General features: G+C 38.0%; 19 protein-coding genes and 1 riboswitch. Of the genes, 16 read left to right on the top strand and 3 right to left on the bottom strand.

Annotation, left to right across the window (positions count from 1 at the left end):
• Window positions 1–286: 286 nt before the first annotated feature.
• On the bottom strand, window positions 287–2,359 hold the full coding sequence (locus ACFS5O_RS17105; protein WP_379839465.1) for a sigma-54 interaction domain-containing protein: 2,073 nt from the start codon (window positions 2,357–2,359) through the stop codon (window positions 287–289).
• 172 nt (window positions 2,360–2,531) lie between these two features.
• Between ACFS5O_RS17105 and yfcC the strand changes: the two genes are divergently transcribed.
• From yfcC to ACFS5O_RS17060, 9 genes are all read left to right on the top strand, one after another.
• On the top strand, window positions 2,532–4,037 hold the full coding sequence (gene yfcC / locus ACFS5O_RS17100; protein ID WP_205725875.1) for a putative basic amino acid antiporter YfcC: 1,506 nt from the start codon (window positions 2,532–2,534) through the stop codon (window positions 4,035–4,037).
• Window positions 4,038–4,069: 32 nt separating this feature from the next.
• The gene (gene iadA, locus ACFS5O_RS17095) at window positions 4,070–5,242 is read left to right on the top strand and encodes a beta-aspartyl-peptidase (protein ID WP_205725876.1); all 1,173 of its coding nucleotides are present in this window, start codon (window positions 4,070–4,072) and stop codon (window positions 5,240–5,242) included.
• A 96-nt stretch (window positions 5,243–5,338) separates the two neighbouring features.
• Window positions 5,339–5,794: a pyridoxamine 5'-phosphate oxidase family protein gene (locus tag ACFS5O_RS17090; RefSeq protein ID WP_318300190.1), complete on the top strand. Its 456-nt coding sequence runs from the start codon at window positions 5,339–5,341 to the stop codon at window positions 5,792–5,794.
• Between the two features lie 123 nt (window positions 5,795–5,917).
• Window positions 5,918–6,304 (top strand): hypothetical protein, encoded by a 387-nt coding sequence (locus ACFS5O_RS17085; protein ID WP_205725877.1) that lies wholly within the window; start codon window positions 5,918–5,920, stop codon window positions 6,302–6,304.
• A 111-nt stretch (window positions 6,305–6,415) separates the two neighbouring features.
• Window positions 6,416–7,021 carry a TVP38/TMEM64 family protein gene (locus ACFS5O_RS17080; protein ID WP_066392894.1) on the top strand — a complete coding sequence of 202 codons (606 nt, stop codon included), beginning with the start codon at window positions 6,416–6,418 and terminating at the stop codon, window positions 7,019–7,021.
• 81 nt (window positions 7,022–7,102) lie between these two features.
• Window positions 7,103–7,852 (top strand): type I methionyl aminopeptidase, encoded by a 750-nt coding sequence (map, locus tag ACFS5O_RS17075; RefSeq protein WP_205725878.1) that lies wholly within the window; start codon window positions 7,103–7,105, stop codon window positions 7,850–7,852.
• Window positions 7,853–8,007: 155 nt separating this feature from the next.
• Window positions 8,008–8,409 carry a DoxX family protein gene (locus tag ACFS5O_RS17070; protein ID WP_205725879.1) on the top strand — a complete coding sequence of 134 codons (402 nt, stop codon included), beginning with the start codon at window positions 8,008–8,010 and terminating at the stop codon, window positions 8,407–8,409.
• A gap of 162 nt (window positions 8,410–8,571) precedes the next feature.
• Entirely contained in the window at window positions 8,572–9,930 is a 1,359-nt protein-coding gene (gene mgtE, locus ACFS5O_RS17065) for a magnesium transporter (RefSeq protein ID WP_205725880.1), read from the top strand.
• A 137-nt stretch (window positions 9,931–10,067) separates the two neighbouring features.
• Window positions 10,068–10,895: a GNAT family N-acetyltransferase gene (locus ACFS5O_RS17060; RefSeq protein ID WP_205725881.1), complete on the top strand. Its 828-nt coding sequence runs from the start codon at window positions 10,068–10,070 to the stop codon at window positions 10,893–10,895.
• A gap of 207 nt (window positions 10,896–11,102) precedes the next feature.
• Here the strand turns inward: ACFS5O_RS17060 and ACFS5O_RS17055 are convergent, their stop codons facing one another.
• Together ACFS5O_RS17055 and ACFS5O_RS17050 are read right to left on the bottom strand one after the other, a co-directional pair.
• Window positions 11,103–12,719: an MDR family MFS transporter gene (locus tag ACFS5O_RS17055; protein WP_205725882.1), complete on the bottom strand. Its 1,617-nt coding sequence runs from the start codon at window positions 12,717–12,719 to the stop codon at window positions 11,103–11,105.
• A gap of 70 nt (window positions 12,720–12,789) precedes the next feature.
• On the bottom strand, window positions 12,790–13,173 hold the full coding sequence (locus tag ACFS5O_RS17050; RefSeq protein ID WP_205725883.1) for a MarR family winged helix-turn-helix transcriptional regulator: 384 nt from the start codon (window positions 13,171–13,173) through the stop codon (window positions 12,790–12,792).
• 325 nt (window positions 13,174–13,498) lie between these two features.
• Here ACFS5O_RS17050 and ACFS5O_RS17045 point away from each other — a divergent pair, with 325 nt between their 5' ends.
• From ACFS5O_RS17045 to ACFS5O_RS17015, 7 genes are all read left to right on the top strand, one after another.
• Complete coding sequence (locus tag ACFS5O_RS17045) at window positions 13,499–14,155, top strand: N-acetylmuramoyl-L-alanine amidase (RefSeq protein ID WP_318300191.1); 657 nt, start codon at window positions 13,499–13,501, stop codon at window positions 14,153–14,155.
• Between the two features lie 186 nt (window positions 14,156–14,341).
• Window positions 14,342–15,175 (top strand): STAS domain-containing protein, encoded by an 834-nt coding sequence (locus tag ACFS5O_RS17040; RefSeq protein ID WP_205725884.1) that lies wholly within the window; start codon window positions 14,342–14,344, stop codon window positions 15,173–15,175.
• A gap of 96 nt (window positions 15,176–15,271) precedes the next feature.
• Window positions 15,272–15,478: a hypothetical protein gene (locus ACFS5O_RS17035; protein WP_205725885.1), complete on the top strand. Its 207-nt coding sequence runs from the start codon at window positions 15,272–15,274 to the stop codon at window positions 15,476–15,478.
• A gap of 16 nt (window positions 15,479–15,494) precedes the next feature.
• Complete coding sequence (locus ACFS5O_RS17030) at window positions 15,495–15,854, top strand: YhjD family protein (protein WP_205725886.1); 360 nt, start codon at window positions 15,495–15,497, stop codon at window positions 15,852–15,854.
• Between the two features lie 105 nt (window positions 15,855–15,959).
• A complete protein-coding gene (locus tag ACFS5O_RS17025; protein WP_205725887.1) occupies window positions 15,960–16,613 on the top strand; it encodes a serine/threonine protein kinase in 654 nt (217 codons plus the stop codon).
• Window positions 16,614–16,691: 78 nt separating this feature from the next.
• A riboswitch (cyclic di-GMP riboswitch) is annotated at window positions 16,692–16,780 on the top strand.
• A gap of 191 nt (window positions 16,781–16,971) precedes the next feature.
• Window positions 16,972–17,922 (top strand): GGDEF domain-containing protein, encoded by a 951-nt coding sequence (locus ACFS5O_RS17020; RefSeq protein WP_205725888.1) that lies wholly within the window; start codon window positions 16,972–16,974, stop codon window positions 17,920–17,922.
• Between the two features lie 64 nt (window positions 17,923–17,986).
• A complete protein-coding gene (locus tag ACFS5O_RS17015; RefSeq protein WP_205725889.1) occupies window positions 17,987–19,060 on the top strand; it encodes a GGDEF domain-containing protein in 1,074 nt (357 codons plus the stop codon).
• Window positions 19,061–19,197 lie beyond the last annotated feature (137 nt).

Raw genomic sequence — 19,197 nt, 5'->3', positions numbered from 1 at the left:
GCTGGATGAGCGATTATCAAGATTTATGAGCGATTATCAAGATTTATGAGCGATTATCAAGATTTATGAGCGATTATCAAGATTTATGAGCGATTATCAAGATTTATGAGCGATTATCAAGATTTATGAGCGATTATCAAGATTTATGAGCGATTATCAAGATTTATGAGCGATTATCAAGATTTATGAGCGATTATCAAGATTTATGAGCGATTATCAAGATTTATGAGCGATTCTCAAGATTTATGAGCGATTCTCAAGTTTTATGAGCGATTCTCAAGATTAATTATCTTTCAAATTCATTCTTAATATAGATTAGTCCGTTTTCAGTCAATCTAGTTCCTCTTCGACCTTTGCTTTTCACGACAAACCCTTTTTGCTCCAAAAGGTCTAATCGTAATCTGACTTGAGCTTCTGAGAGCTTAACGCTTTGTGCTTCCAAGTCCAGCAGTAAGCTCTTTCGGCTGGATGCTTTACCAGAAAGATGGTTACGATAGATGCAGCTCATAATCGCAGCTTCTTCATGTGGTGCTATAAGCGGAATTTCCTCAGAGGTGGCTGCAACCTCTTTAAATGTCTCTGACGAATAAACCCTTTCATCACTATTAATCTTCATCGCTTCCTGAGGCAGATCTTTAACAGTGATCTTCTCGTTTTCAGAAACGGCAAGCATATAGTCAATAGCGTTCTTTAGTTCTCTAATATTACCGGTCCAAGTGCGGTTTATCAGAAGACCAAGTACGTCGTTTTCGACTTTCATTCTTTTAGAGGTACGAATGGCCAAAAAATGATTCAGTAAAAGGGGGATATCCTCTTTTCTTTCACGGAGAGCTGGAATTTTTAAGTATAAAACATTTAATCTATGATACAGATCTTCTCGGAACAGTCCTTTTTTTATGTCAGATGCCAAGTCTTTGTTCGTTGCAGAAATAACCCTTACGTCAATAGGGAGCACACGAGTTCCGCCGACTCGCCTTAATTCTTTTTCTTGCAGAACACGCAAGAGACGCGTTTGAAGTTTTACGCTAATATCACCAATTTCATCGAGAAAAATGGTGCCACCTTCTGCTTGTTCAAAGAGACCTTGTTTTCCGCCTTTTTTTGCACCTGTAAATGCACCTTCTTCATATCCGAATAGTTCACTTTCTAATAGATCCTCTGAAAGGGCAGAACAGTTTACTGCGAGAAAGGGGCCGTTTCTTCTGCGTGATTCGTTATGGATGGCACTTGCAAAGAGTTCTTTACCCGTGCCGCTCTCGCCTTGTAAAAGGAGGGAAAGATCTGTTACAGCCAGTTTTTTTGCAATGTTTTTTGTTTGAACGATTGCCTCGGAGTTACCGACGATATCACTAAAGTAATATTTTCCGAGATAGCCTTTTCGTTTGAGTTCATATCGTGCGGCTTTTTCCATTGAGATTGTAGTACTCGTGTTTTTAAATGTTGCAATCATCGTGTTTTCAACTGGTAATGAAAATCTGTGAACCATAAAATTTATATCATTAATCGTAAAAAATTGATCATATGGTTCACTTGCCGTATCTGTTAGAAAGTGAAGCAACTCTTTATCTTTAATGATCTGTTTAATATGTTTTCCCACAGCTTGCTTTGAGTCGGTTAGAAATATATTCTTCAGTTCTTCATTAAATACGGTGATCTTTCCCGTATGATCAAATGATAGAATACCATCATTAACGCCATTTAATACTTTGTCCAAGTGTTCGTTGAGTTGAAGGGCCTTTTGATTAGCATGTGCAAGTTTCTTCGACAACTGAATAATTTTTTCTGTAAATCGTTCAGATATGCCTGTTGCGCGGTCATCTAAGACACCAAGTTCTCCCAAGATCTCTGTTATGGTAGTAATGTCGATCAGACGTACGCCAATATTAATAATTCTCTTAACCTCTTTTGGTACTAGATGCATCTCACCGGGTGTAACAGCGATATCTGCATGTTGGTAGTGAGGAATGCCCGGATAGTAAGGAAGGTAATTTAAGTGATTGATTCCTAGATGCATGAGAGTTTGTATGGACTGTTCTACCGTTTGAGGAAAATCGTTCACATACATAACATCTGTCCCCTCTGGCAACTGTAAAAGCTGATCCATATATTCGTAGTTGACGGTGCGTCTTGCCGTAATCACTCTACAAGATTCACTTAAACAGTGAGCTACCTCACGTTTTATCAGATAAGAAGAGAGAATTACAATTTCACTCTCTAATCGTGTAGGAAGCATCTCTTCAGAAGAATAGCTCCGAATTTGAAAATAATCACCCAATATGGATTGAAGTTGATGGGTTAGTGCTATCCGTGTTTCCTTTGTACCTGCCAATAGAACAATCTGTTTTTTTGTCTCCATCATTTACACCTTCTTTAATGGTCTTTTTAAGGATGTTTTTTGGTTACGAAGCTATTATCTTATAACTAGCCAATTAATAAAACAAAATATTTAAAAACCTTTAATAAAAGGAACGGAATGTTGGCACAATTCTTGCAAATAATACAAGTTGAATTTTAGAAAAGGGGGAAGAAACGTGGATAAAAAGAAAAGAAAGTTTGAGATGCCGGATACGTTTGTTATCGTATTCTTTGTTGTAGCATTAATGGCTCTATTAACGTATATCATTCCGGCAGGTCAATTTGAAACGAAAGAAACGACCTATATACAAGGCGGGGAAGAGCAGACAAAAACAGTTCTTGTTCCAGACAGTTTCTCGTATGTAAAAGGGGAAGACGGTGAGCCTGCAACTAAAGGTGTCAGCCTTTTTGAAGAAGGCGGCGGTGCCGGATTCTTAAACTATATCTTTGAAGGATTAGTTACTGGGGATAAGTGGGGATCTGCTGTTGGGGTTGTTGCGTTTATCCTTATTATCGGTGGCGCATTCGGAATCATTATGAAGACGCGTGCGATTGAAGATAGTATTTTAAAGATGATTGATCGTACCAAAGGAAAAGAAGTTCTTATTATTCCGATTATGTTCTTGTTATTCTCTTTAGGTGGAGCTGTTTTTGGAATGGGTGAAGAGGCCATTGCATTTGCGATGATTCTGGTACCAGTCGTAATAGCTCTTGGTTATGATGCGATTACAGCGGTGATGATTACGTATGTTGCCACCCAGATTGGATTTGCAACATCATGGATGAATCCGTTTGGTGTAGCAATCGCACAAGGAATTGCGGGAGTTCCCGTATTATCTGGCGCACCTTTTCGTATTGGGATGTGGGCATTCTTTACATTAATAGGTATCGTTTATACTTGGATCTATGCTTCTAGAATTAGAAAAGATCCTAAACGTTCATTATCATATGAGTCCGATGCATACTTCCGGGAAGATTTTAAACAATCGGATATCAAAGCGAATTTTGGAACGGGACATATCCTTATACTTTTAACAATAGTAGCAGGGGTAATCTGGATAGTATGGGGCGTTGTAAAAAGAGCATACTACATTCCTGAAATTGCAACTCAATTTTTCACAATCGGTTTAGTTGCGGGTATAATTGGAGTAATCTTTAAATTAAATAACATGACAGTAAACGGTATTTCTGATGGATTCAAACAAGGAGCTAGAGATATTCTTCCTGCGGCCCTCATTGTTGGTATGGCAAAAGGAGTTATCATCATGTTAGGTGGAGACAACCCGGCTGAACCTTCCGTATTAAACACAATGCTGAATGCAGCAGGCGGACTTGTTTCAGATGTACCTGTAGCTGTTTCTGCTTGGATCATGTATGTCTTCCAAGCCGTGTTCAACTTCTTTATCGTTTCAGGTTCTGGCCAAGCTGCTCTTACTATGCCGTTAATGTCTCCGCTTGCTGACATGGCAGGCGTTACTCGACAAGTGGCAGTACTTGCATTTCAGCTTGGTGACGGATTTACTAACATGATCGTTCCGACTTCCGGAGCATTGATGGGAACATTGGGTGCGGCACGTATCGAGTGGTCTAAATGGTTCAAATTCCAGATTAAGTTTCAGCTATTGTTGTTTATTTTAGCTTCTATTGTAATTGTTACTGCAGTACTTATTGGTTTTAAATAATCTATCTTTGAAAAAATAAAGGAATGATTCACATGTTTACACTTATAAAAGGCGGTGAGGTATACGCACCTCATTATCTCGGTAAAAAGGATATTTTACTAGCTGCTGGGAAGATCGCCAGCATCTCAGAAAATATTGATTGGCCTGCACCAGCACTTGATATCCATGTTATTGATGCAACAGGAAAAATGGTGGCACCAGGTTTTATCGATGGACATGTTCATATTACTGGCGGTGGAGGAGAAGGCGGATATAAAACGAGGACTCCTGAGATCTATTTGTCAGATGTAACTAAAGCAGGTGTGACAACGATTGTTGGTGTGATCGGTACGGACGGAACAGCGCGTACGATGACCAACTTAATCGCAAAAGCAAAAGCGCTTAAAGAAGAGGGGATCTCATGCTTTGTGCATACTGGTTCTTATCAGGTTCCTGTTAAAACGCTAACAGGAAATATCGAAACAGACATTATGATGGTTGATGAGATTATCGGTGTAGGTGAAATTGCGATTTCTGATCATCGTTCCAGCCAGCCGATCGCTCATGAACTGGCTAGGCTTGCTTCACAAGCAAGAGTCGGAGGCATGCTTTCAGGAAAAGCAGGTGTTGTGAACATCCATCTTGGCGACAGCAAACGCATGTTATCTTTGATTGAAGAAGTTGTAGAAACAACAGATCTGCCTCTTTCTCAATTTTATCCGACGCATATTAACCGGAATTCTTATTTGTTTGAAGCGGGGATTCATTACGCGAAAAAAGGCGGTATTGTAGATTTTACAACAAGTACGACGAAGAAATTTTTAGAAGAAGGCGAAGTCAAATGCTCTGTTGGACTCAAAAGGATGCTTGATGCCGGTGTTGCGATTGAGCAAATCACGTTTACATCAGACGCACAAGGAAGTTTGCCTGCGTTTAATGAATTTGGAGAATTTACTGGCCTTCGTATCGGCAAAGTGAACTCACTTTACAGTGAAGTGCGGGATGCTGTCCAAACAGAGGGTGTTCCTCTTCAACAAGCATTGCAAACAATTACTTCTAATCCTGCTCGCGTTTTAAAGCTTAAACAAAAAGGGAGACTGCAAGAAGGTCTAGATGCAGATCTTGTTCTGCTTAATGCTGACCTTAGCATTGATTCTGTCATTGCGCTGGGACAGGTGATGGTTCGTGGTGGAGAAGTAGTTATAAAGGGAACATTTGAAGACTAAAGGAAGCGAGGTAAACGCTTCCTTTTTCACTTTCAACCTATGAAATATATGGTAAAATAGAGAACATACATAATTTTCTTAAAAGGTGGCGATCATGTGGCAAAACAAGAAATTCCAACAACGTTAAGTCCTGAATTGTTTGAACACCTGCAAGGCGAACAGCTTGTCCTCTTAGGGACCGTTGACGTGGAAACAACAGCTCCATCTGTTAACGCGATTTCATGGGTAAAGAGTTTGTCAAAAGAGAAGATACGTTTTACAGTGACGAACAATTCACGCATTGTAACAAACATTAAAGAAAATCCACATGTAGTTCTCACGGTAGTAGGACTTGAAACGGTGTATTCGATTAATGGAAAAGCGAACATACTGCAAGAAACCATGGAAGGTGTACCCTTAAAGCTTGCGAAGATCGAAGTGGATATCGATAAAGTGTTTGAAAGTATGTTCTGGGGTGCAAAGATCGTTCAAGAACCGGTATATGAAAAAACGTATAACGAAAAGAAGGCAAAAGAGTTAGATGTACAAGTGTATGATGCTTTAATGAAATAACGCTGACTTTTTAACAACTAGAAGAAACGTACAAACCGTCAAAACATTATGTTGTGGCGGTTTTTTGTCTATTTAATTTGTACCATTTAAAGATAGCGTCATATGAAAAGGGGGAAATCATAAATGCCTATTCTATACCGACTGTTTCTCTTATCGGGGCTTATCTCAATATTGGTCGGGATCCTGCAGATCACGAGCCTTTTGGAAACGAAAGTAGATGGTTTGAGTGTTTGGGGCTATTTTCTTTTATTATGGGGGATTGTTGCATTTCTGTGTGCGTTAAACCGTTTTAAGATCACGTGGATAAATTACATAATAGCTACAGTGGGAGCAGTCATACATGGAGCGGTGGTTATGTACAGTCTCTTATTCCCATTCGAAGCTGAGACTAAAGGAATGCAGATTATTAGTTTCTTGTATCCATTCATGTCTTTCTTCTCAGTATGTTGCTGTACGGTAATTCTAGGACTAAAAAGTGATAAAACACATTCAAAAACGATCAGCAAATAGTGAACTTTTTTACTTTGTGATAAAATTAGATGATTAACTCCTTGTAAGTTGGTTTTAAACAAGGTAACTGTGGCTACGATGAGGGTATGAGGAAGAAAAGGAGAACGATTGATGGACTGGCGAAACTGGGAACGCTATTTTACTGAAAAAAACATATTAGAGCTACTCGATCAATACAAAGATCTAGGTTTCTTGCCAGGGATATTGCTACCTATGCTCGAATCATTTTTGCCGATCCTTCCACTTTTTATTTTTGTAGCGGGAAATGCAGCGGCATACGGATTTTGGTTAGGCTTTCTTTATTCGTGGATTGGGGTATGTGTAGGATCAATCATTGTGTTTCTACTAGTACGACGATTTGGACAGAAGCGATTTCTGAACTTTTTAAACAGACATACAAACACAACGCGGATGCTTGGATGGGTTGAGAGGCACGGCTTCGGTATGCTTTTTCTTATTTATTGTTTTCCGTTTACTCCATCTGCTCTTGTAAACGTAGTAGGCGGATTATCACGAATTAATACGAAAACATTCCTGCTAGCGTTGACTCTCGGAAAATTGGTGATGATCGCGATCGTTTCATTTATCGGATATGACTTTGTTGATGTGTTGAAGAGTCCTTTAAAACTTGGAATGATTGCTTTCGGTATATTTGTATTGTGGCTAGGTGGAAAAATTGTTGAATCAAGACTTAAAGAATCAGAGCATCGGGCGTGATAAAAGCGCTAGGTGCTTTTTTGCTTTCACGAAGATCTTTTTCCTTGAATATAGATAAAAAAGAGGAAGGGAGACTTTGTATTGATTAAGATCAAGTCACAAAAGCAGATTGAAAAGATGTATGAAGCAGGAAGGCTGCTCGCTTCGTGTCACAGAGAATTGCGTAAGCTTGTTATGCCAGGAACAACAACATTGAAACTTGATCAATTTGTTGAAACTTTTTTAACAGCTCACGGGGCAAAAGCTGCTCAAAAAGGATACATGGGCTACCCTTTTGCAACTTGTGCTTCTGTAAATGATGAAGTATGCCACGGGCTTCCTAATAAAAGAGCGTTAAAAGACGGAGATATCGTAACGATTGATTTTGTTGTGAACTTAAACGGATGGTTGGCCGATTCTGCATGGTCGTATGCAGTTGGTAGCGTTTCTAGAAAATCTCAAGACTTGATGGATGCAACCAAGAAAGCACTATATAAAGGGATAGAACAAGCTCAAGTTGGTAATCGTATAGGTGATATTGGTCATGCGATCCAAATCTATGCGGAGAGTAAGGGATATTCAATCGTTCGAGAGTTTATTGGGCATGGTATTGGTCGTTCTATACATGAAGAGCCTCAAGTTCACCATGTTGGAGAGCGTAATACGGGAATCACTTTAAAAGAGGGTATGGTCATAACCATCGAACCTATACTCAATGCAGGGAAACCGCATGTTAGTTTGACGCAGGATGGTTGGACAGCTGTGACGTACGACGGAAGTCTTTCAGCGCAATATGAACATACCGTTGCCATTACGAAAGATGGACCAATTATTTTAACAGAACAAGCTTAAAATAAACATTGCCGCATATTCTTTAAAGAGAAGAGCGGTAATTTTTTTTGCTCTTAAGGTTATTTTTTTAAAGTAACTTGACATAGACAAGTTACTCATTGTAATATACTAACATAAAGTAAGTTAAAATAATGAGAAGAAAGAGGGGATTATGGATGGTATCATTAGGATTACTTATTATTCGATTAGTTGTAGGGCTTGCGTTAGCAGCACATGGAGCGCAAAAGTTGTTTGGATGGTTTGGAGGCTATGGCCTAAAAGGAACAGGGGGCTGGATGGAATCCATCGGTATTAAACCAGGCTACACGATGGCTCTATTAGCAGGTCTTGCTGAATTTGTAGGAGGACTTTTGTTTGCTGCAGGTTTATTTACCGAAATTGGTGCTGTGCTGATCGCAGGAACGATGCTTGTGGCTGCGGTTAAAGTACACTTGCAGAACGGTTTTTGGGTAACGGCGAACGGTTATGAGTTTAACCTAGTCTTAATCGCTGTAGTCATAGGAGTTGCATTAATAGGTGGAGGAGATTATTCTCTTGATTACCTTTGGTTAAAATAAAAATGGAATACAGAAGTAATTGATCAAACCACTTTATCCTAAGTGGTTTTTCTTTTGCCAAAAATGCTGAGGATCAGATGAAAAGTTTCAATGCGATACCATAGTCACAGTTAGAAAAATCACTTATAATGGTGAAGTACTTTTATAAGGAGGTGACGTTCCTTGTTTAAAGAGATGTCAGAAAACCAGATATTATTATATGTCATTAAAAATTTAAAAGAGTTACGGAAAAAAGAGTTCCAGCTTTTAATCGATGAACTTCACCCGTATGATATCGCAAATGTGTATAAAAACTTGCCTGAGAAACACAGACATAAGTTTGTTACGTTTTTAACCACAAGACAGATTGCTTCTTTGATTCAAGAGTTAGAAAGTGATCTTCAGATGGAAATCCTGAACAAGCTTGGCATTGAGCGCTCATCTCATATCATGAACTTGATGGAGAATGATGACTTAGCCGATCTTCTTGGTAACTTGGAAGTGAATGAGATCCAAGATTTTCTGTCTTCCATGAAAGCAGATGAATCCAAAACCGTTCAAAGCCTGATGCAATATGATTCAGATACTGCTGGTGGTATCATGACCAACCGGTTTGTTTGGATCCCACAAGTTTATACCGTTAGAGATGCGGTTGAAAAGCTAAAAACATTCGCCGGTTTTGCAGAGAATATTTATTACTTATATGTCATTGATGATGATAGAAAGCTTGTTGGTGTAGTCTCTTATCGTGATCTATTATTAGCAGAGATGGATGAGAAGATAGAGGAAATCATGTACAGCAGGGTTATCTCCGTACCCGCAGAGACTGATCAAGAAGAAGTAGCGCGTACCATTGAGCGCTATGACTTTATAGCTGTTCCTGTAACGGATGAAAACGATCGTTTGATCGGGATAGTTACAGTCGATGATGTTCTCGATGTATTAATTGAAGAAGCGAATGAAGACATCGAGAAGTTATCAGCAACGGGGAAATCCATTGATTTTCAGACGAGTGCCCTTGTAGCCTCCTATCGAAGACTACCCTGGCTTATTTTACTTTTGTTTATCGGGATTCTATCGGGAAGTATTATTAGCACGTTTGAAGGAACGATCGAACGCGCGGTTGCACTTACGTACTTTATGCCAATGATTGCAGGTATGACAGGGAATACGGGCACACAATCTCTTGCGGTTGTCGTTCGTGGACTTGTATCTCATGACATCGATCGGCCAACTATAATGAAATTAATACTTCGGGAATTTGGTGTTGGTTTTATTATCGGGATTACATGTGGAATTCTCATTTCAATCGTAGCTTATCTTTGGAAAGGGAATCTAATACTGGGGCTAGTTGTTGGTAGCTCTTTGTTCTTTACATTGATAATCGGTACGCTTGCAGGAACACTTATTCCGTTATTACTCTACAGATTTAAGATTGACCCAGCTGTAGCTTCTGGGCCACTTATTACAACACTGAATGATATTTTTTCACTCTTGGTATACTTTGGTACAGCAACAATGTTTTTGTCTCATCTACTATAAAAATATTAGTGAAGTCAAGTTAAGTCTTAATTATGAGTGAATAAAAAATCAGTCTTCTGACTGGTTTTTTATTTTTAAAAAAATGTTGCATTTTTCCAATTCGCGGATACAATTAAACAAAATAAGGAGGTAAAGAGATGATAGTTAAGTTGGATCAAACGTGGCACGAAAAAGTTATGGCCTATTTGAGTGAAGAACCTGCGCTAAACTTATTTATTATTGCTGATATTGAGAATTTTGGTTATGAAACAGATTCTCAAGACATCTGGGCAGATGTTGAGGAGAACGGAACGATCACAGGCATCCTTCTTCGTTATAAAGGAAACTACCTTCCTTATGCAAAAGGGGAGATTAATGCAAAAGCCTTTTCGGAAATTATTAAGAAAGACATAAATTATGAGATGCTTTCGGGTAAAAAGGAAATCACGGAACAGTTTACTCCTTATTTAAATTTTGAACGAACCAAAGAACTATATTTTGCTGAACTAAAAGATGCAAAATCCATAAAGAAAAATATAGCAAGAGAAAGCATCTTACAAGCAGAGCTTAAAGATGTTGATAGCATCATGGAATTGAAATATTTGATCAAAGAATTCTCAATTGGAAAAACAGCAAAAGAAAGCTTGGAACAAGCATTAATGACAAAAACAGGTCGGACCTATTATATAAAGGAAGAGGATACCATTGTTTCATGTGCTTCTTCTACTGCAGAAAATTCATTGTCCGCAATGATTGTCGGTGTTTGTTCACACCCTGAAAAAAGAAACAAAGGGTATGCTTCACTTTGTATGGAAGCACTATGCTATGATATTTTAGCTGAAGGGAAAACGCTTTGTCTTTTCTATGATAATCCAAAAGCAGGTTCCATCTATAAGCGTTTAGGTTTTAAAGATATTGGATTTTGGAGTATGAACTATGCTGTTCAAACAACAGATACACCAAAAAACCAAGTAGTAGTGAAATAAGGATTAAAACAAGTGAAGTCTGTTAAAGTAATCGTCTTTTTTCAAAGTTTATTGTTTTTGTAGCTCACCGCCTGCCCCGTGGAAAGCGAGCAGCCTGGAACGGAAATCAACACTACCAAAAGCAACGAAGTTTACGAAAAGTTACTTAAAAAAAATAAAAAAGACGGCAGAATCGATATCTATCGATTCCGCCGTCTTTCTCTTTTGTTAACCAAGCTTCCGTTCTGAAGCTTGTTCATGTGAAGTATTCTTTTCTTCATTAGATGTTCTTAGTGGGATTTCTTGTAAGAAGAAAAAGGTTAGTATGAAGGCAGTGCCAATAACGATTGCACCCGTTAAGAAAACACCGTTTAATGCATAACTCAAAGATTCCCGCAGTATGCCAAGCACTTGTTTAATCATATTTAATGATTCAGGAGGTAAAGCACTAAATTTTTCTAAAACAGCTGTCTGGTTCAGCAACACTTGAGGGTTTGCAAGCTCTTTAATCTGCGCACCCATCTCAGGTGTAACACTAGGAGAAGATGCAACTAGCTTTTGAGACTCTTTATTGAAGTGTTCTGCTAGAGAGTTATTCATCACACTTCCCATAATTGAAACACCAATCGTACCACCAAGCTGTCTGAACAGCTGAACAGAAGAGGTCGCAACACCTAAATACTTGTGCTCAATCGCGTTCTGTACGGTTAAGGTGAAGATCGGAAAAGCGATTCCTAGTCCTGAACCAACAAGAATCATATTAAGGATTGCTGTCGTATTCGTCGTTTGTGTATCCATAAAATGCATGCTCGTCATACCACTAACCATGATGAACAATCCAAGCATAGCTAATTTCTTGTACTTTCCTGTCTTCGTTATCATCTGCCCGCTAATCGTGCTTCCTGCAACCATAGCAAGTGTTAATGGCATCATGACAAAACCGGATTTGGTGGCGGATGTTCCCATCACCCCTTGTATGAAGAAAGGCATATACATGATAGACCCAAACATACCAGCTCCTAGGAAGAATCCAATTATGTTAGAAACGGTGAACACTTTATTTTTGAACATATCAAGTGGAAGTACGGGGCTCGAAACACGTTTTTCAGTTGCAACAAATAAAAAGAAAGCTACGATCGTTACCGTGAAAAGGCCGATGATCTCTGGAGAAACCCAATCATATTGATTTCCTGCCCATGTGAATGAAAGAAGGAGAGGAACCATGGTTAACGTTAGTAACAGAGAACCCGTGTAATCAATGGATTCTTTCTCTTTTCTTTGTACAGAAGGAAATAAAAAGGATATAGCAGCAAAAGCGACAAGACCAAAAGGAAGAAAGATCCAGAATACCCAGTGCCAATGAAAGTGATCGACGATGTATCCTCCTAAAGTTGGGCCAAACACACTTGCTAAGCCGAAAACACTGCTCATGATCCCTTGCCATCTACCGCGTTCTCGTGGTGGAAATAGATCACCGACTGCTGTGAAAGCCGTCGACATGATCATACCGCCTCCAAAGCCTTGAACCCCTCTAAATAAGACGAGTTCAAGGATGCTTCCTGATATACCGCATAAAAGTGAACCTGCTGTAAATACACCGATCCCCAATAAGATAAATGGCTTTCTTCCATAAATGTCTGATAGTTTTCCAACTAATATGGCTGTAATGCTTGAAGTGAGCATGAAAATCGTAAAAACCCAGCTATAGTATTCGATTCCTCCAAGATCAGCAATGATTTTTGGTAAAGACGTACCAACGATGGTTTGGTTTAACGCTGCAAAAAGCATAGCAGACATGATAGAAAGCATAATAATTACTTTTCGCCGCATTTCTAGATGTTCCATGCATCACCCTCCTATTCATGTTGTAAATATTTCACAATGTGAATTATTATTGAAAAGGAAAACTGCTTCACTAATCAAGCAGTTTTATTGAAGAATCTATCATTCGCTTTATGTCTTCATCTGTTAATGCAGCAAATTTTTTTTCCAGGTAGTTATTCTTAATGTTATCCATTTTTCGTGCGATTTCTCTACCATCATCAGTAATTTCCAAATAGACGATCCGACGGTCTGAATCTGATCGTACACGCTGAATGTAATTCTTGCCAACAAGCCGATCAGTAACCGCAGTAATATGACTTGAGGATACTTTTAATTCGTTTGCAATTTCTGATGCCATTAAAGGACTTTGGATAAACAAAGTCTGAAGAACAGCAAACTCATTGCTTGGAATATAATCTGAGTATACTTCGTTTAAACCTTTTCTTAACGTACGAAAAAGTCTGCGTAAACTCATTTCCAATTCACGTTCTAAATCATTTCTTAATGGGGTTTGTTCTCTATTTTCCATTTTAACACCCTTGCTTTTTGTTTCTTCTTCTACTAGTATATGATAATTTATATTTAATAAGAAAGAAAGCAAAAGGTTTGGGGAGACACGGATTATGAAAAATTCAACATTATTTTTTGTGTTATTAGGTTTTGGATTTTTAATCGGAGCAGCTTATTGGGTTTGGGCGATCACAACACAATCACAACCAGGGGGAATGTAAAAAGGGCCGTAATGGCTCTTTTTTTGTTTTATCATACACTTCTAAATTAAATAAATGGGAGGTGTATGAATGAAAGAAAAATACCAGATCACCAATCAATTTATAAAAAAAGAATGGAAGCAACGGCCAGGAGGTAATCGTAGACCACGCTTTGCGGTCGCCCACGATACCGGAAACCCCAACTCGACGGCGCAACAAAACTATGATTATTTTAACAGCAGGCATCTAGAAGCATCTGCGCACGTCTTCATAGATGATAAGCAAATATTAGAGGTTATTCCATTAGATGAAAAAGCATGGCACGTTCGATCCGATGTATCAGATGCCAATGAATGGGGAATCGGAGTAGAGTTGTGTTATGGGCCATCTATTGATTTTAATAAAGCTTATAGCCGTTATGTATGGTTTTTTGCGTATTTATGTGAGATGTACCAATGGGATCCTGCCCGGAACATAAAAGGTCACTTTCAACTAGACCCAAAAAGAAGAACAGATCCTTTAAATTGTTTTCATCAATATGGTAAGACATTTCCATTCTTTATTGAAGATGTTAAATATGAGTTAAAAAAGTTTGTTGTTAATCAAAAGGAATTTAACGAGCAAGTAACTGGAGAAGGAAAGCTTTATAAAGTGCAGATAGGAGCGTTCTCATCTAGGGAAAATGCAGAGAAACTTTCTCGAAAAGCTAAAGCTGCAGGATTTGCTGTTCATATTGATTTCTCATAATCCTAGGATTTTTCGTCTTTATTGTTCCTTTAAACAACTGACTCTCATTTCGGGTTTTACCACTTACTCCTTGTCAGGAGAGAACAAACCCATTTTTTCATGAAATAGGTTTTAAGTACACAAGTTAATGGTAAATAAAGTGGAGGTATGCCATATTTTTGTGTACATAGGGGGAAATAACTAAAAATGGAGCATCAATTGAGGGAATTAGGTAAAAAGATCATTGAACATAAGTATGATCTATCAAAGAAAATTGATGAGGTGCGTTTATCGCTTGGTGAGCAACCAGTGGAACTTTCAGAATTCGTGCTGAACCTAAGGGGAGAACTATTTTCATATTTTGGACAAGCACTTTATGAAGATAAAAAAACTTCACAAGATCATTTTATCAAATGGGGAAGAAAAAATGGTGAGCTGGCTGTTCAACACGAAGTTCCTCTAGACAAAGCATTAAGTAGTACGAGATACTATCGAATGGTGCTATGGGATTTTATTCGTAACGAAGTCAACAATGAGAAATTTACCGTTCAAACTGTTATGAAAGCTGCATCAATCATCGACCCTTTATTGGATGAAACAGTCCATGCTTTTAGTGTGGCATATGTTGAAAATAATAATCGTGTACTCGGATTGGCTCGAGAGGCAATTGAAGAACTATCTGTACCTGTTGTAAGACTGACAAGAGCGGTTGCGGTTCTTCCGCTTGTAGGTACGATTGATACGCATCGCTCTAAATTGATCATGGAAACTTCTCTTCAAAAATGCATGGAATTACAGATTGAACATCTTTTTATCGATCTATCTGGTGTAGCAGTGATTGATACGATGGTGGCTCATAATTTATTTAAGGTGATCAATTCACTCAAGCTTTTAGGTGTAAATGTAACCTTAAGCGGTATGCGACCTGAGCTTGCTCAGACGGTTGTTTCGCTAGGAATCAGTTTTGACGGATTTTCTATTGCTGGAAACTTGTATCAGGAGCTTGAGGCTATGGGGATTCGACCTCAAAACAGTAAATAATCTATGAATGCTTACCTTCTTAAAAAAGGGTAGGTATTTTTTTCTAGTATAAAAAGAACGTTTGTTCGCATATAATATAAAAAAGGAGGTTGCTTCATGACTAACTTATTAATGAGATGTATAGAAGAACGAGTTGGAATAGAAATGATCTACCTCTCACAAAAAGGTGACATCTCGCACCGTATTGTCATTCCATACTCATTTGACGGTCATATCATCAAAGGATATTGTTCAACAAGAAAACAGATTCGAAGTTTTCACATAAGAAATATATTATCTGTTCATTCACGTTTGTCTTCATAAGATTGGAGGGTTTGTCGTGCAATATGGAAGCGAAGAAGAGCGTTCGCTTATTGAAAAATTTGTGATGTATCCGATTTTACTTACTGTGTTTAATCGTGATCTGCAGATTATTAACGGCTCTCCTTTTAAATTGAAACAGCCATACAGAGCGCTAGTAGAACAAATTATGAATCAAATCAGCAAAGATCTATATGATGTTAGAATCGAATTAAGAAAACGAAGAATTAAAGTGATGGATGCACAACGTGAAGATGATGTTACTGAATATGAGATCTTTATTAGAGGTTATCGTGAAATTATGAGATTTCCAAACATTCATCTGAAGAATAAAGCCGAGACACTTATGCTTTCTTATCTAAAAGTAAACCTTGAATAATGGATAAAGCGTTCAAGTTTCATTTTTTATAACAACTGTATACAATGAACGTATAGCAGAATCATAAGTTGATGATAAGGATTAGAAATTGAATTGAGGAACGTTATGGAACACTTTATCCGGCTAGCCAGACAATTGAACGATGAGATCTTGATTGAAAGTCGTAGCCCTTTTGATCCGGTTTGCCCTGTGAATACCCCACATCCTTGGAAGATGCTCGGCTGTGGAAACTATGCAGCCGTTTTTTCACATCCTGATCATCCTGAATATGTAGTAAAGATCTACGGCAGGGATGAGCATGGTCTAGTAGAAGAAAAGAAAGTATATGATCGATTAGGCAAACATCCAGGATTTTCTGTTTGCTATCATTCGGAACAGCGTTTTTTAATCTTAAAACGCATTGAAGGCATGACTCTATTTGACTGTGTGCATAAAGGGGTAAAAATCCATGAGAGTGTAATCTACGATATTGATGAAGCAGTCAGGCATGCGAGAGACAAAGGGTTGTTTCCGAATGATGTGCATGGGAAAAATGTGATGATATCTAATAATAGAGGAATTATTGTGGACGTTTCTGATTTTAGTCGATACGAAACGTGCAGAAAATGGAAAGATCTTCGAAAGGCTTATTTCACCATTTACAAAAAAACTCTCTTTCATTTTCCGATTAAGATACCTTATTTTGTTTTGAACGGAGTAAGGATAGGGTATAGGTACTATAGGAAGTTAAAAATATCCAAAAAAAAAGGTAGTAAATAATAGGTCTAATGACTCATTAAAATGATTGGCACAAACTACCTAAGTAGGATATAATAACTATAAATCAATAGAAACCTTTGTTATTAAGGGCAAACCAGTTGAAAAGCTGGGACGCAAAGCTATGGGCCTAAAGTATGTTGAACATGCAATGGTAGCCGGTTGCCAAAGGGAAACGGACTCTTGTTTAGACACAACCGTTTCTATGAAGCTTTTTCGATTGTGTGAAAGAGGATTGATCACACGTTAGTAATGAAGCAGTCATAGAGAGTATAGTGTCTCGAACATCAATAGAAGCCATTCCCTTTATTAGGTGATGGCTTTTTGTATGTAATTTTTGAGGAATTTGAGGGGTTGTAGAATGGAAAACTTCCAACTAGACTTACGCGCACTCAAAAAAAACTTGTTGCCAGAATTTATGAAGTCTATTCCTGCTATGATACATACACACAAAGAGCATCTACGAAAAAATGAAGACTTTCATACGTTTCTAAACGGGTTTGTTGAGCAATACGAAAAGATATTAGAGAAATTTTTACGGGCAATCGTGCATGCTGTGTTTCTAGAAGAAGAACGATTTGAGTCTTTTTTAAAGCAAGGAGAACAAAAAGCGTTTCGATCAGGCATTCATTTTTTAAGACATCAACGAATTCCTCATCAAGCATTAGCATGTTTTACAACGAGTATCAGTGAATCTGTTTTACTTGAAGTAAAAAAAGCAACAAAAAATGAACCGTTAGTGATACAGTTGTTTATGTTAGATCGTTGGAACCGAATATCTCACCGAGCTGTAACCGGCTTCTTAAGTGGTTTCTCCTCTCAACAATTCAAAGATCTTAAGGAGATTAGCATTCGGGATCCACTAACGAATCTGTATAATCGCAGATACTTTTATGATTGCTTAGAAAAAGAACTCAAAAAAGCGCACAGCTTAAAACTTCCTCTTACACTTGTCATGTTTGATATCAATAACTTTAAATTGATTAATGACGAGCTAGGACACCACGCGGGTGATGAAATCCTTCAGCAGATTGCAGAACTTTCTAAACGGTTAAAATTGTTCTCTGGATTTAGATTTGGAGGAGATGAATTTGTTTTTCTTTTGCCAGGGATAACAGAAGATGAAGCATACATCCTAATTGAAAAGTTAGAGAGTCAGCTCATCGTATGGAATGAATCCATTTCATTAGCATATGGCACAATAGAATTACTTGCAGATGCATGTGAGAACATAGATTATTACCTTCAACTTGTAGATGAGCGAATGTATACCAATAAAAGATCAAGAAGTGAGAATAAATCATTCATTTGAACAATATGAAACAAGGGCCTTTCTGTGTTTCACAGATCGTATTATGCAAAGGAAGATGACTCGCATGAAAGATTCATTTACGATTACTGAGCACCGTTCTGAAACGATATCTTCTTTATTACGGTGGTTCTTTTTAGTACTTTGTTTACCTGTTTTTTATTATCCACCTATTTCGAGCGTGCTTAAATTCGAAACAGATACATTTCCGATCCTCTTCCTAATAGGGATCGTATATATGACCTCCACGCAAATTGTTTTACATCGAATGCCTGAAACGTCACTGTATTACCGCGTTTTTACTAGAGGTGGAATTATTTTTGATTGCCTCGCTTATGCGTGGTTGATGCAGCTAACTGGCGGAGCTGACAGCCCGTTTGTTTCTGTAGGATATTTAATCGTTATTCATGCCGCTCTATATTGGAGGTTAAGAGGCGCCCTTATAGTAGGAACAGCGAGTTTTATCATCCTTACTTACTTTTTCATAAGAGATAGTGGGTACATGAACACTCTTTCTTCTTTTGAATTTTTCATGAAAAGCATCTTCTTATGGTTGATCGCTTTTTATGGAGGAGTGATCGCTTCTAAAGAACGACAATATTATTTTGAGAAGAATATGTATCAGCTTCAATCTGAACAAGACTATTTGACGGGTTTATTGAATCACCGGAAATTTCAAGAAGACGTCTTAGAAAAAACAAAACAAGGTAAGCCTTTTACACTTGTGTTATGTGATATTGATCGATTTAAAAAGTTCAACGATCTTCACGGTCATCTGATAGGTGATGAAGTGCTTAAGCTTGTTGGAGCTACGTTTAAACGTTTTATCTCTCTAAAAGAAGGAGAAAGTTATCGATATGGAGGAGAAGAGTTTGCCTGGATTCTCCATACGACATGCCGTACAGAAGTAAAAAATACGATCGAAAAAATCAATAAACATTTAGAGACCTATCCTTATATGTCAAGTGATGGAGCGTTACCTGTCACACTTAGCTACGGGATTGCGAGTTATGTAGAAGGTGAAAAGCCTTCACAGATTATCCAAAGAGCTGATGTATTATTATATGAAGCAAAAGCAGCAGGAAGAAATGCATGTGAACTGGATATCGTCAGAGAACAGGAAAATCAGCTAACGATGTAGCGGTTTTCCTTTTTCTTTTCTATATGGTATCTATCATGTAGGTAAGGTGTAACTTTTATTCGAGAATGCTCCGTTTTCAATATCTATCCTATAACTACCAGGGAGAAGTGCTTGTTTTTCAGGGGAGGAGCCTTTGA

This window comes from Fictibacillus nanhaiensis (genome assembly GCF_042686385.1).
In the GTDB taxonomy this organism is placed as follows: Bacteria; Bacillota; Bacilli; order Bacillales; family Fictibacillaceae; genus Fictibacillus; species Fictibacillus nanhaiensis.
The sequence above is the reverse complement of the archived record's forward strand: the minus strand, read 5'-3'. Positions and strand labels throughout refer to the sequence as shown.

Coding starts and splice junctions, on each gene's coding strand:
- ACFS5O_RS17055 (WP_205725882.1), bottom strand. CDS start 12,719: ATGGAACATCTAGAAATGCGGCGAAAAGTAATTATTATGCTTTCTATC.
- ACFS5O_RS17045 (WP_318300191.1), top strand. CDS start 13,499: ATGAAAGAAAAATACCAGATCACCAATCAATTTATAAAAAAAGAATGG.
- ACFS5O_RS17080 (WP_066392894.1), top strand. CDS start 6,416: ATGGACTGGCGAAACTGGGAACGCTATTTTACTGAAAAAAACATATTA.
- ACFS5O_RS17105 (WP_379839465.1), bottom strand. CDS start 2,359: ATGATGGAGACAAAAAAACAGATTGTTCTATTGGCAGGTACAAAGGAA.
- ACFS5O_RS17085 (WP_205725877.1), top strand. CDS start 5,918: ATGCCTATTCTATACCGACTGTTTCTCTTATCGGGGCTTATCTCAATA.
- iadA (WP_205725876.1), top strand. CDS start 4,070: ATGTTTACACTTATAAAAGGCGGTGAGGTATACGCACCTCATTATCTC.
- ACFS5O_RS17050 (WP_205725883.1), bottom strand. CDS start 13,173: ATGAGTTTACGCAGACTTTTTCGTACGTTAAGAAAAGGTTTAAACGAA.
- ACFS5O_RS17060 (WP_205725881.1), top strand. CDS start 10,068: ATGATAGTTAAGTTGGATCAAACGTGGCACGAAAAAGTTATGGCCTAT.
- ACFS5O_RS17040 (WP_205725884.1), top strand. CDS start 14,342: ATGGAGCATCAATTGAGGGAATTAGGTAAAAAGATCATTGAACATAAG.
- ACFS5O_RS17025 (WP_205725887.1), top strand. CDS start 15,960: ATGGAACACTTTATCCGGCTAGCCAGACAATTGAACGATGAGATCTTG.
- ACFS5O_RS17070 (WP_205725879.1), top strand. CDS start 8,008: ATGGTATCATTAGGATTACTTATTATTCGATTAGTTGTAGGGCTTGCG.
- ACFS5O_RS17015 (WP_205725889.1), top strand. CDS start 17,987: ATGAAAGATTCATTTACGATTACTGAGCACCGTTCTGAAACGATATCT.
- ACFS5O_RS17020 (WP_205725888.1), top strand. CDS start 16,972: ATGGAAAACTTCCAACTAGACTTACGCGCACTCAAAAAAAACTTGTTG.
- ACFS5O_RS17035 (WP_205725885.1), top strand. CDS start 15,272: ATGACTAACTTATTAATGAGATGTATAGAAGAACGAGTTGGAATAGAA.